This window comes from Rossellomorea sp. QJM3NY_18, from assembly GCF_056173145.1.
This window is the reverse complement of record NZ_CM149659.1, coordinates 1,989,808-2,002,864: the sequence shown is the minus strand read 5'-3', so window position 1 is coordinate 2,002,864 and position 13,057 is coordinate 1,989,808. Positions and strand designations below refer to the sequence as shown.

Sequence of the window (13,057 nt, the reverse complement as noted above, 5' to 3'; positions counted from 1 at the left end):
GCTCCCTCCTCTTTACAAATTTATCACGTTGTTTCGATTGATTTTTTGTATACTCTCTAAACCGTTTTGTAGATCCTTAATTAATTCATCCGCGTTTTCAAGCCCAACGGATAAGCGCAATAATCCATCTGTAATCCCTCTTCTTTCCCTTTCGGCTTTTGGCATAGAAGCATGTGACATTCTCGATGGATAGGATAAAATCGATTCAACAGCTCCTAAACTGACGGCGAATACGGGGATGTTTACATGTTTGATGAGTTGCTTCACTTCCTCTTCCCCTTTTAACCGGAAGGAAAGAACCGCTCCGGGACCCTCTGCCTGCCGAACTTGAATTTCACGACCGTGATGATAACTCAAGCCCGGATAATATACTTCTTCTACTTCCTTTCTACCTTCTAAAAAGCTTGCAATCTTATAAGCCGACTCTGATGATTCCTTCAATCGAACATGCAATGTTTTCAGCCCTCTTAAGAGCAACCAGCAATCCTGTACCCCGAGCACCGCCCCAAACGAATTCTGCAGAAAAGCAAGTTTCCCGGCAATCTCTTCATTTCCCGTTACCGCAAGCCCCGCTAAGACGTCACTATGTCCGGCAAGAAACTTCGTCGCACTGTGAAGAACAACATCCACCCCGAAACTGATTGGTCTTTGCAACAGTGGCGTCATGAATGTATTATCAAGAAACGTTAAACAATCATTTGCCTTGGCAAGCTTCACGACCCCTTCAATATCGGTAATATTCAATAACGGGTTCGAAGGAGTTTCCATATAAATCACCTTCGTATTGTGCTTAATTGCACAAGCCACTTCATGCAAATCCTTCATATTCACAAAAGAGTATTCTATATCAAACTTAGTAAGGACTTCTGTGATCATCCTGTAGGTCCCCCCATATACTTCTTCCGATACGAGAACATGATCCCCACTCGATAACAAAAGAAAGCTTGTTGAGATGGCCGCCATACCGGATGAAAAGGCAAAGCCCCTTACCCCGCCTTCTAATTCCGCTATCGTTTCTTCGACTGTTTCCCTTGTTGGATTCCCTGAACGGCTGTAATCATACGTTCCATATTGATCAAAATCCTGTTGATGAAAAGTTGTAGCATGATGAATCGGAGTAGAAACAGCTCCTGTCCCTTTATCAAATCCCCGGGAATGAATGAGTGACGTCTGAAGTGAAAATGGCTTTTTACTCATACGTTAACACCTCTTTTTCCAATTGATGAAAAACATTCTCCAAATCTTCAATCAGGTCATCGATATATTCAATTCCTACAGAAAATCTGAGTAGTCTGTTGCAGATACCAAGTCTTTTTCGTTCTTCTTCAGGAATGTCGGCATGTGTCTGGGTGGCGGGATAGGTGATAAAGCTTTCAACTCCTCCTAAACTTTCTGCAAATGTAATAAGGTTCAGATTTTGTAGGAAGGGACCGACCCATTCTTCCTTACCAATGCGAAAGGAAAGCATGCCTCCTTTCCCCGGATATAAGACGTCCGTTACACAATCATGCCCTTCAAGATATTGGGCTAATCTCCCTGCATTTTTTTCATGCTGAGCCATTCTGAGGCTAAGGGTTTTCATCCCTCGTATTAAGAGCCAACAATCAAATGGTGAGAGCACTGCACCGATTGAATTTTGAATCGTGTAAATTCTTTCAGCTAAGTCCTCTGTGTTTACAACAACCACTCCAGCCAGAACGTCATTATGGCCGCCTAAGTATTTGGTGGCGCTATGGATAACCAGGTCCGCACCCTCTTTGAGCGGTTTTTGGAGGACAGGTGTATAGAAGGTGTTATCGACGACCAAGAGCAGTCCATTCGCCTTTGAAATCCCGGCAACCTCAGAAATACTTGCTTCATTCATTAATGGGTTGGTTGGTGTTTCAAGAAATATAGCCTTCGTCCGCTTCGTAATTTGTACGTTAATAGAGTCAGCATCACTTGTATCTACAAAATGAAATTTGATATTATATTGGGCTTCATACTGTACAAATAAACGGTAGCTTCCTCCGTAAAGATCCTTCGATACAATCAATTCATCCCCACTTGAGAATAAACCCAGGATAGCCTGAATCGCAGCCATTCCCGAACTGAATGCAAATCCTTTATGCCCCTCTTCCAATTGAGCCAATGTTTCTTCAAGGGTCGCCCTGGTTGGATTACCTGTTCTCGTATAATCATAACCGGTTGATTCACCGATCCCTTTATGTTCATATGCTGTCGATAGATGAATGGGAAGGCTTACGGCACCAGTAACAGGATCCTTCCGATTGCCTGCCTGAACAAGCAATGTATCAATATGTTTTTTCAACATTCTTCTCTCCTTTTCTTCCCTAGAAAATGAAAAGGGGAAAAACAAAAAAACCTTCTTATGAAAATAAGAAGGTTTTATACGTTCGTTCTCCCTCTTATCGTCCAAGTTGACATCAACTTGCTGGAATTAGCACCATACCTGTAACTGTGGCTGGTTGCTGAGGTGTCTTCGGGCCAGTCCCTCTACCTCTCTTGATAAGAAACAATATGAATTTTTAAAAAATACTTTCCCATAACTTATACCAAACATAGAAGACTGTCAATGAAAAGTAAGAATTTTAAATTTATTTTTTATTTATTTAAAATCCCATCGGTACGGACGCTTGAATAAATAGTGGTAATTAAATCCAATTAATAATTGATGGAACACTGTTTAAACAAGATTTTCTAATAAGACTTCCTCATCGCTTTATTCAGTTTTTCAAAATTGGGACGACTTGATGTTTAGCTCACTCAAAAAGAGTTTAAACACATAGAAGAATCTTACAAAATTTACAGGAGTGATGAGAGTGAAGGGCGTTACGTTCCAAGGAAAAGAAAAGATGGTCGTGAAAGAAGTAGCGAATCCAGAAATTCAAGTAAATACTGACATCATCGTAAGGATTACTGCAAGCGGAATTTGCGGTTCAGATTTACATTTATACAAGGGAGGAATAAAACCGCAACAAGATTATGTTGTGGGACATGAACCAATGGGTATTGTCGAAGAGGTGGGATCGGAAGTGAAAACCCTTAAAAAAGGGGATCGCGTGGTTATTCCTTTTAATATTGGCTGTGGGAAATGTTTTTTCTGTGAGAACCAAATGGAAAGTCAATGTGATGAGTCCAATCCCCATGGAGAAGTGGGCGGTCTTTTCGGATTCACTGAGATGTTTGGTGGATACCCGGGTGGTCAGGCGGAGTATCTGCGGGTACCGTATGCAGACTTCACATCGTTTAAAGTCCCTGATTCAAGTCAGCTGGAGGATGAAAGTGTTCTCTTCCTTTCCGATGTAATACCCACTGCTTACTGGAGCGTAGAAAACAGTGGTGTAAAAAAAGGCGATACGGTCATTGTATTAGGTAGCGGCCCAATTGGATTGATGGCTCAGAAATTCGCTAAATTGAAAGGCGCCGAAAGAGTCATCGCAGTAGACCAGGTAGATCATAGACTTGCGCATGCTAAACGTACTAACCAAGCAGAAATATTCAACTTTCAAAATCATAGCGATATCGGGTCGCTCCTGCATGAAGAAACTAAAGGTGGAGCTGATGTTGTGATAGACTGTGTGGGAATGGATGGGACCGTTCAGCCAAATGAATCGTTCGGTTCTGACTTTGATAATCAATTTGGGACCATAAGTCCGATCAAGACAGCCTCAGAAGCGGTTCGGAAGTTCGGAACTGTTCAATTGACTGGCGTATATGCAACAGAAGCAAATCGATTTCCTCTAGGGGACTTTTTCAGCCGGAATGTTTCCATTAAAATGGGACAAGCACCTGTAATTCATCTGATGCCAAAATTATACGATATGATCGAAGAGAACCAATTTGACCCTACCGACATCATCACCCATACCTTTTCAATTGAAGAAGCGGCAAAAGGGTATGATATTTTCGATAAGAAGTCCGATGGAAATATTAAAGTAATACTCAAACCTTAAAAAGTGGGAAGAAAAGCCGCATTCTGACAAAATGCGGCTTTTCCAATGTTTTCATTTGTTACATTTATTTAATTAAGTGTATCAATCAATGATACAAACCAATCTTTTGTTTGATTTCCCTCATAAAAGGAGTGATTTTTTTTCTTGCCTTTTCAGCACCATTTAGTAGAATTTGATCAATTGCCTCTGTGTCACTTACCAATTCGTTGTACATGTCACGGGGTTCTTTCATAAATGAGTTCATCACAGAAAACAATTCTGCTTTTGCTTCACCCCAGCCAATTCCGGAGTGAAACCTCTTTCTCATTATTTCGGTTTGATCTGACGACGCGAATTCTTTGTATAACGAAAAAATAACAGATGAGCCGGGATCCTTTGGTTCTTCGGGAAGAGAGGAATCCGTTTTTATTTTATTGATTAGTTTTCGAAGCTTTTTTGGTTCCTCGAATAATGGGATTGTATTGTTATAGCTTTTACTCATCTTTCGTCCATCAAGTCCCGGGAGGACAGACGTCTCTTCCTGTATGACATACTCGGGAAGAACAAATGTTTCACCATATTGTTTATTAAAACTTTCTGCTAAATCCCTGGCAATTTCAACATGCTGAATTTGATCCTTTCCAACCGGAACCAATTCAGTTTGAAATAAAAGGATATCCGCCGCCATCAATATCGGGTAGGTAAAAACTCCCATGTTGACTCCAGAATCCACTTCTCTGCCATCATTTTGATTATCTCCAACCATTGATTTATACGCATGAGCCCGGTTCATTAATCCTTTTGGTGCAAAGCAGGAAAGAATCCAGCTTAATTCAAAGATTTCAGGAACATCAGATTGACGGTAAAAAATCGCTCGATCTGGATTCAACCCTAAAGCTAACCACGCTGCCGCTACCCCATAAGAAAATTCTTTCATTGCGAGTGGATCATGGATCTTTGTTAAACCATGATAATCTGCAACAAAATAAGCGGTGTTATAAGATTGGTTCCCTGCCAATCCCAATGCCGGTTTAATCGCACCAATATAATTCCCTAAATGTATACTACCAGTTGGTTTGATACCAGTCAGAACTTGTTTATTCATCCCCATTATACCCTCCATTGAAAAATGATAAAAACACAAAAAGGGCTTCCCATCCTCTAAAAAAGGACGGGAAACCCGTGGTGCCACCTTCATTCGCTTACCCTTTAGTAAACGCACTCATCTGTACAGAAGTCGCCTTCGATACATCGTCTCTTATATCGGTGAGACCTTCCGCCAAAACCTACTTCATTTCAGCCTGGATGCTCAAAAGCCCATTCAACGATTTTACCATACTGATTCTCACCCGCCATCAGCTCTCTTAAATGTTTCGATCGTCTACTCTTCTTCTTCATCGCACATACCCATTTATAGTGTTTCCATTATTTTAATGTATAGGGAAATAATGGTCAAGTAGGTATAGAACACATTTTACATTTCTTTGGACGAAAGAGGAAGGAAGAGCTTTATGCCTCTTTTATTGAAAGGAAGAAACTTCATATCCGCGATTAAATGACTCGCATATCCGATGACACATGCTTCAAATACTCCATCCATCATGATAGAAGACTCGAGATAACGAGCGATGATGCCAAAATATATCAATCCTAGTACGGAGTGAGTATAACTGCGATGTGACACGAATGAAGCAATAAATATATATATGCCCAGCAACCATAACCATATTTCATTCAATTGCCAGCCACATGCCGTCACACCTATGCCAGTAATCATCAGCATCCTTCTCTGGGTAATGAAGCTTGTGAGAAACATCATTCCTGCCCCATACCCAATCCCAAGCCACCTTTCTTTCCCACTGCCTTCAAGGTAGCTGTACACCATCATGAGAAAGCCGATGATTTGCGCCACCGACCTGATCATTTTGGGGGAGAAAGTAACTTTGTTACTAAGCTTTCCGTCAATATCCAAATCCGGCATGAGTCCGGATACCCCTCCAATTGCTACAAGTGACGCTGTCGTACCGGGGCTTGATCCAAATGAGTTCGCCACAATAAAACCTGTTGCTGCTCCAATTGCCATATGCGCTGTACCGTTCAATTTTAACTCCTACTCCCTATCTCAATATGTAAGTATCAGATATTCATGATAGCCTTTATTATTCATTCTGACTATGGGATAGAGGCATTACTTTCTTACATTTTCCGTTCTATTTGATCAATGATTTCTAAAAGATAGGACCTTTCATGCGGGACGAAATGTTGATAACCCACCTTGTGGCCTGTATATTTCTTAATCCCTTCTTTTTGGACAATAAATCCTTCCAATTCGATTTGGGCTTTATCATGTTGAATCAGCGATTTGAAATCGGCCAGGGTAGAACGGAAGATCCCTGTGACTTCCTCAGGCTGAAGCTGAAATTCCTCGTATGAGACCGGGTTCGTATAAAGGAACACATTGGTATGCTCCCTGTCTATCATACCTTGTTGAATGAGTTCCTCTTTTACAATCCCCAGATCTTCCAATTCCTCAAACAGGACCTTGATTCCCAGCTCTTCATGAACTTCCCTCACACCGTCTTCAATCTTTTCATCGAACAAAATATGTCCGGCGGCCGTAATGTCCAAAAGTCCAGGAAAATCCTTCTTGGTGTCACTTCTTAATTGAAAATAGATGAAGGTTTCCTTCAAGTCGGTATCATAACGAGCAAACCAGCAGTGAAAGGTCTCGTGCCAATACCCTTTCGCGTGGACCTCCGAACGGCTCCCAACCCCTATTCTTTCTCCGATTTCATTCAAAATGGCCAGTTTTTCCTGCTCCACCTGATCACTCCTGCTCTCTTATTTCATTTCACTTTCTCCAAATAGTCTCTGATTTCTATCAAATCATCGACCACTACATCGGCTTCACGCAATTCATTTTCCTGTGAAAAATCAAAAGCACATCCGATGGAAAGAAACTCATTCGCCTCGGCTCCTTTGAAGTCCGATCGTCTGTCTCCAATCACAATTCCGTGACTGAGATGATGATCTGCCTTCACTTTCCGTATTAGTTCACCCTTATCCACAGAATCAATATCCTCAATACTATAGGAGGATATAATCCATCGATCCAACGCGTAATATTCCACGATTGTTTCGAGATAACGGGGATAGCCGTTACTTGCCACAAAAATCGGGAATCCCCTTTCGGCCAAATAAGATAAGAGGGCCTCGGTATGGGGATATAGGGCACCCATTCCACCCAAAATGTTTTGAATCAATTTATCCTGAAATACATCATTTACTCTCTCATGTACATGAGTGGGATGCAGGGGCAATAGAGTCTTCCACACATCCGTAAGGGGGACTCCCATAATATCTCTGTATGTTTCGAGAGGCGTATCCCCCTCCCACTTCTCTTCGTCTCTAAGTAATTGAAAGGTATCATGAAGTGAAGCCTCAAGTATACGGTCTGTTTGAAATAATGTACCATCCATATCAAAAATCATTGCTGCTTTCATCTGTATTCTCCTTTATTGCCATACGCACAGTCAGTCTCCATGATGATTTGATCTTTCCCCGAGCTTTAACAAAGCCATACTAATCATATCAAATTTATGGCCACTTAGAAGCAAACAATCTATAAGAGGATTACACGGTTCACCATCCAGAGGCATAAAAAAAGACACGTGAGACCTTCCTCTTGTGTCTTTTGCTTTTACAGTATTCTCCGTTTTCTAAGAAGCGTTCGGAAGGTAAAGAAGGACCGCCAACATCATGCCGATCACAGAGAAGATGACAATTGTGACTGCTATCGACCTGTGATTCTTTGAAACATGTTTCTTCTTTGACACATTAAAAAACGCAAATGCCATTAACGAAAGAACAAACAAAGCTATAAACAAGAGCTCGCTCATGGACAATCCCTTTCTTAAATAAGGTGTTTACATCTAAACTATATGAGAACACTTTACCATATTTTCTTATTCAACAAAAATTTTTACATTCGTACACCTTGAATCAAGACGCGACTAAAAGTAATAATAAAGCCAGTGTGGTGTCTTCTGTAAGGGTTTTTCCCAGAATGGCAGTTCATCAAAATCTCTCCTGGTCACCTTTTCACTATCCTTCATATCCTCTTTGATAAGGGATTCCAAATGTCTCGCTACTTCCTCATCCCGAATGATGCAGTTGCTCTCATCATTTAAGTAAAAGCTGCGCGGATCCCAATTGGCTGTCCCCACGTCCGCCCAGGCATGATCAACAACCATCACCTTGCCGTGAAAAAACCCCTTCTGATATAGATATAGATGCACTCCTTCTTTTAAAAGGCTCTTTTCTATCCTGTAGCTTGAGGGTTTGGTGAACCAGGCATCCGTATCATCCGGTACAAGGATAATCACTTCGACCCCTCTCTTCACTGCTTCTTTCAATGCGCTGATAAGCTTATTATTTGGGATAAAGTATGGGGTTGTGATGGTCACACTCTTTTCTGCTTCATTTATCCAATCAATGGTTCTTTCAATGAGAGGGTCTCCAGTAGAGAAGATGAAATGGACACTACCTTCAGTGCTGGCTGACGTGTATGAGGTTAGATCACTCTTTATTTCCTCGCCACCGTCCTCAGTCCAATCTCTTATGAACTGCTTATATACTTCTTTTCCCGCATCGCCTGCCAACCGGATATGATAATCCCTCCAGTAGCCAAGCTTTGGATCTTTCCCCAGATATTCTTCCCCCATGTTGAATCCTCCAATATAGGCAATGTTGTCATCTATGGAAATAAGCCTGCGATGGTTCCGGTGGTGAAGGGAATAGAAAATATTCTTAAGTGAAAGTGGTCTGCTTTTCGTAATCTTTACTCCGGCCTTTTCCATCCTCTTGATGTTCTTCGTAGGGATGTCCGACCCAAGAAAGTCTACAGATAAGCGGACATCCACACCCTTTTGAGCTTTTTTCATCAATAAATTAAAGAACTCATGAGAGATTTTGTCATCCCTAATGATAAAAAAATGGATCCATACATAATGTTCAGCCGAATCTATATCATTGAAAAGGTTTTCATAAAAACTTTTTCCAGTATTAAGAATTTCAATTGAAGCGTTGCTTGACAGGGTTTCAGTAATCGGGTGGGTTCTCGTATAATTTTTCACACCTTGTCTTACATCCCAATGCATGATGAAGAACAATACCACAGATAACACGATGATGACCATAATCACTTTTATAGCTTTTTTCATCACGAGCACCCACCCCCTTTCATCGTACTGTTAGCTTTTGTTTATGGGGGTGGAGTATACATTCGCTGTCAAAGTTTATCGATGAACAGGCTAAATGAGAAGCAGTAAAAAGACTGGGGATAATGTGTTTAGTTAAAAAAATCCTAACGATATTCGAGATTCATTTTTTGAAAATCGAATTCGTTCGGATTTATCAGTTTACGAAAATATTGTTACTTTTAATGGAGTGAGTGGTGGTTGATTTCCGCTGCAGGTGCTCGCTTTCCGCGGGGCGTGAGTTGAGCCTCCTCGGGCTTTGAGTCTGTGTATGTTTAACAACAACTTTGGTGAAATGGTCCTTTTATTATTATTCCTAAAGCATATTCAGTGTATACAGCAGGATCTAGCTATTGATTGGAGTGCAAGACGAAGACTCCTACGGGAAAAGCGGAATAGGTAAGACCCCGCAGGAGCGTGAGCTGTGAGGAGGCTTGCCTTCCGCCCGAGGAAAGCGAAGTCTTGCACGGAAATCAATAGCGGTGTAATAAGTGATCCTCACAAATTGTTTGGTTGTTCGTCTTTTGAAGTGGAATTAGTTATATTCCAGCCACTCACTTGATTTTTTTATTGATTTTCAACAATGTATAGAAATAACGGGCGGTGACGAATAAGATACCACCAATGAACGCTCCCATTGTGTTCATCATCCAATCATCAATATCCGTTGCTCTTCCTAAAGGCAAATAGTATTGAGCAAGCTCAATTCCAAAGGAAAAGATCCCCCCAAGAAAAGTGACCATCAATATCAATTGTTTCGATTGCCTCATCCACCAGGCAAGAAAGAAGGTAAAGGGAATAAACAGTATAATATTGGCAAGAAGATTACGGATCGGCACGTCCAAATGATTACGGTAAATTAAATTCAACTTTAAATTGGAGAAAGGATCGAAATTCACAGACCCCTCTGAAACATTTTCCAGGGGAGTCAAGGTGATTAGACAAATGCCACCAATTGATATACACGTAAATAATACAGGGAGTAAGTTCAGCCACCTGCCCTTCCCCCTTCTTTTCTTCCAAAAGGAGATCGCAAAGATAAGGGTAACCGTCACAATGATTATAATCGGAAGCACCCAGCCAAATGCGCTCCATAATTCTTTCATAATTTCCTATCCTACTTTCTACTATGCCACAGAATGAATAGCAGCAATTTGTACTTTATTTAATTTAATCAACCTAAATATACTTCCTTCCCACTCATTCTTTATCAATATTGCCAATCCATTGTCGTTTCCCTTCTATACGAAGCGTCAACCCTTCACTATCCAGCTTTTCTAAAAAAGGAATCATATATTTTCTGGATAAGCCCAGTACTTCTTTCGCTTCACCTACCTGAAATGCATCATCTGTATGCTTCCTCAATAGAATGATTGCGTTGTTAAACACCCCAATGGAATAAGCTTTCTTTTCATCCAGGGGCACTATTTTCTTCTCCTGTATGAAAAAACGAGTGAAGTCCGATTGCCACTTCTCCGGTATTCCCACCTTCTCAAAATACTCTTCCATGTCTCTTACCTGTGTACCGTCCCTTTCCAGTAAATCGAGAAGCTGAATGCACCGCTTCTCCCATGCAGGTGGCAGATGGGGTGTAAAGCCAGCTAACTGAACCAGACCATTTCCCTGGACCCAATTCCCTTGCTCCAACACATAATCTACCAGATTTCCAGGATATTCACACAAGTGTTGCTTTAATTCTGCACGATTGACTCCCTTCAATAAGGGGAATTTCTCGTGAAACGTCAAGAGGAACTGTTTTATCGCGTTTTGGCATTCTTTCATGATTTTAGAATGGGATATGCTTGAATCAGAAAGTTGAATCCACTCCCGTTCTTTGAGTAATTCCCTCATCCTTTCTTCTGAAAGGGATCCTTCCTTTTTCAAACTTTCCCTCTCAAGGGATTTATATCGATCAAGTACCCTCAGTACCCGTTCACTTGGAGTTCCTTCAACCAGGGATTTAAGGTAGCCAATCGTTTCATCTCCAAACCGGTAATTTCCTCCGTTTGGCTGAATGATCCACCCTCCACCCATAGTTTCAACCGGTGATGGTCTCCTGACAATAAAACGGTCTCCCCGTTTAACCATGATGGAACCATCAAGGCGAATCTGGCATAGGATCGTGGTGGGGTTTGTGCCTGCTTCCACTTTATTTCGGTCAAAGAGCATAAGCTTCCCCAGGACCTCAGACGTTCCTGTATGGACCATGACCCGCATTCTCTGCTTGATTCCATGTCGGACAGTAGGTAGCACTTGTAGGCAAACGTCAATTGTGTTTGTCATGAATAGATGAGGGGACGAGACAAGTACATTTCCCCGTTTAAGGGTTTTATAGTCCACTCCTGGAAGATTGACAGCAGCCCGTTGACCGGCGTATCCCTTTTCTGCCTTACGGTGGTGAACCTGAATTTGTTTCGCTTTCGTATGTATCCCATGTGGTAGAATGGTCAGATCCTGACCCGTTTCCAGACTTCCTTCATAAATCGTTCCTCTCACCACGGTTCCCTGTCCCTTAACTGTAAAGACCTGATCAACAGGTAACCGAAATTCCCCGGCAGTATTCCTTGAGGGAAGACCTTTCAAGGAGGAAATGATGATTTCTTTAAGTGCCGTCACTCCTTCACCTGTTAAACCATCTGCCGCTAGAACGGTAGAGCCATCAAATACGGTGTCCTTCAATTCTTCGATGACTTCTTCCCGGGCCATCTCTCTTAAATCTTCTTCGACTTTAGAAATTTTAGTCAAGACGACAATGCACAGTCGTATTCCAAGAAGGGACAAAATATCAAGATGCTCTTTCGTTTGAGGCATCACTCCTTCATCTGCAGCGACTGCGAGTACAACAAGGTCGATTCCCGCTACACCTGCGATCATTTGACGTATGAAGCGTTCATGGCCCGGCACATCCACTACAGAAATCTCTACGGTATCATCCTCATACAGAGGGGCAAAGCCAGGTTCAATTGAGATACTGCGCTCCTTTTCTTCTTTAAGGCGATCAGTGTCAACTGACGTCAGAGCCTTTGTGAGAGTGGTTTTTCCATGATCGATATGTCCGGCCATCCCAATCGTATAATGGTCCTTTCTCATCCTCTCACCACTTTCTATCTTTTCGTCTTGAATCTGAATACCAGTACTCCTGCCATGATGGCAAAACAGACGGCAAACAGAACACCCTTCCAAACTTCCCCATCTGAAAAGGATTTCACCACCCATATGAAAATGAATAATGAGATCAGTATATCTACTATCAGCATTCCCTTAGAATTTCGAATATGCGCTCACCTGCTATCCTATAATTTAGCTGTAGATTCTTTAACATTATCATATTCCTTCTTCACAGCACCACCAGGACGAAATCTTGCCATGCAATGTTCCCCCGCAAAACGACCATTCTGGACAATGGTGCCATGTTTGAATCCTTCATTCTGAAATCCCAATTTCTCATATAAAGCTTTCGCTTTGGTGTTCACGTCTATGACAGTCAACTCAATCCGTTCGATCATCAACCAGTTATCCGCTAAATCGATTGCATTTTGAATGAGGATGGTGCCGATTCGCCTGCCATGATATTGCTCATCTATAAATATGAATAAACTTCCCGTGTGGGCACGCCTGCCGAGGCCTTGACTTAATCCGCACATCCCCACTACGATTCCATCCACTTCTGCTATAAAATCATGCTGATTGGAAGAAGGGTTCTTCAATCTCGCTTCAAACTTCTCTACCCTTAAGCTTGGTAAAGCGATGATATTGGGTAAAACCGTCTTTTGGCGCATGATTTCAACTAATCTTTCAGCATCTTTCACTTCAATCGGACGAATTCTCATCGTTTCAGCTCCCCAGTCCTTTTCACCATTATAA

13 protein-coding genes, 1 riboswitch and 1 other annotated feature are annotated in these 13,057 nt (G+C 41.7%); of the genes, 1 reads left to right on the top strand and 12 read right to left on the bottom strand.

Features of this window, described 5'->3' with window-relative positions:
- Nucleotides 1-12: 12 nt before the first annotated feature.
- Both metC and AC0VXY_RS10175 read right to left on the bottom strand, forming a co-directional pair.
- Nucleotides 13-1,197, bottom strand: a complete 1,185-nt coding sequence (gene metC / locus AC0VXY_RS10180; RefSeq protein WP_475527677.1) for a cystathionine beta-lyase — start codon at nucleotides 1,195-1,197, stop codon at nucleotides 13-15.
- On the bottom strand, nucleotides 1,190-2,314 hold the full coding sequence (locus AC0VXY_RS10175; protein WP_475527676.1) for a methionine biosynthesis PLP-dependent protein: 1,125 nt from the start codon (nucleotides 2,312-2,314) through the stop codon (nucleotides 1,190-1,192). The genes metC and AC0VXY_RS10175 overlap by 8 nt, the downstream gene beginning before the upstream one ends.
- Nucleotides 2,315-2,405: 91 nt before the next feature.
- Nucleotides 2,406-2,515: riboswitch (SAM riboswitch) on the bottom strand.
- Between the two features lie 307 nt (nucleotides 2,516-2,822).
- Here AC0VXY_RS10175 and AC0VXY_RS10170 point away from each other — a divergent pair.
- On the top strand, nucleotides 2,823-3,956 hold the full coding sequence (locus AC0VXY_RS10170; protein WP_475527675.1) for a zinc-dependent alcohol dehydrogenase: 1,134 nt from the start codon (nucleotides 2,823-2,825) through the stop codon (nucleotides 3,954-3,956).
- An 85-nt stretch (nucleotides 3,957-4,041) separates the two neighbouring features.
- Here the strand turns inward: AC0VXY_RS10170 and AC0VXY_RS10165 are convergent, their stop codons facing one another.
- From AC0VXY_RS10165 to AC0VXY_RS10120, 10 genes are all read right to left on the bottom strand, one after another.
- A complete protein-coding gene (locus AC0VXY_RS10165; protein WP_475527674.1) occupies nucleotides 4,042-5,040 on the bottom strand; it encodes a tryptophan--tRNA ligase in 999 nt (332 codons plus the stop codon).
- A gap of 59 nt (nucleotides 5,041-5,099) precedes the next feature.
- Nucleotides 5,100-5,342: a binding site (T-box leader), on the bottom strand.
- A gap of 67 nt (nucleotides 5,343-5,409) precedes the next feature.
- Nucleotides 5,410-6,036 carry a metal-dependent hydrolase gene (locus AC0VXY_RS10160; protein WP_475527673.1) on the bottom strand — a complete coding sequence of 209 codons (627 nt, stop codon included), beginning with the start codon at nucleotides 6,034-6,036 and terminating at the stop codon, nucleotides 5,410-5,412.
- A gap of 95 nt (nucleotides 6,037-6,131) precedes the next feature.
- On the bottom strand, nucleotides 6,132-6,758 hold the full coding sequence (locus tag AC0VXY_RS10155; protein ID WP_475527672.1) for an NUDIX hydrolase: 627 nt from the start codon (nucleotides 6,756-6,758) through the stop codon (nucleotides 6,132-6,134).
- Nucleotides 6,759-6,781: 23 nt separating this feature from the next.
- Nucleotides 6,782-7,438, bottom strand: a complete 657-nt coding sequence (locus AC0VXY_RS10150; RefSeq protein ID WP_475527671.1) for an HAD family hydrolase — start codon at nucleotides 7,436-7,438, stop codon at nucleotides 6,782-6,784.
- Between the two features lie 216 nt (nucleotides 7,439-7,654).
- The gene (locus tag AC0VXY_RS10145; RefSeq protein WP_435991066.1) at nucleotides 7,655-7,834 is read right to left on the bottom strand and encodes a hypothetical protein; all 180 of its coding nucleotides are present in this window, start codon (nucleotides 7,832-7,834) and stop codon (nucleotides 7,655-7,657) included.
- A 114-nt stretch (nucleotides 7,835-7,948) separates the two neighbouring features.
- Nucleotides 7,949-9,157: a cardiolipin synthase gene (gene cls / locus AC0VXY_RS10140; protein WP_475527847.1), complete on the bottom strand. Its 1,209-nt coding sequence runs from the start codon at nucleotides 9,155-9,157 to the stop codon at nucleotides 7,949-7,951.
- Nucleotides 9,158-9,747: 590 nt separating this feature from the next.
- A complete protein-coding gene (locus tag AC0VXY_RS10135) occupies nucleotides 9,748-10,299 on the bottom strand; it encodes a VanZ family protein (protein ID WP_475527670.1) in 552 nt (183 codons plus the stop codon).
- Between the two features lie 94 nt (nucleotides 10,300-10,393).
- Nucleotides 10,394-12,283 carry a selenocysteine-specific translation elongation factor gene (gene selB / locus AC0VXY_RS10130; RefSeq protein WP_475527669.1) on the bottom strand — a complete coding sequence of 630 codons (1,890 nt, stop codon included), beginning with the start codon at nucleotides 12,281-12,283 and terminating at the stop codon, nucleotides 10,394-10,396.
- A gap of 14 nt (nucleotides 12,284-12,297) precedes the next feature.
- On the bottom strand, nucleotides 12,298-12,450 hold the full coding sequence (locus AC0VXY_RS10125; RefSeq protein ID WP_475527668.1) for a hypothetical protein: 153 nt from the start codon (nucleotides 12,448-12,450) through the stop codon (nucleotides 12,298-12,300).
- Nucleotides 12,451-12,486: 36 nt separating this feature from the next.
- Nucleotides 12,487-13,023, bottom strand: a complete 537-nt coding sequence (locus AC0VXY_RS10120; RefSeq protein WP_475527667.1) for a GNAT family N-acetyltransferase — start codon at nucleotides 13,021-13,023, stop codon at nucleotides 12,487-12,489.
- Nucleotides 13,024-13,057: the final 34 nt, after the last annotated feature.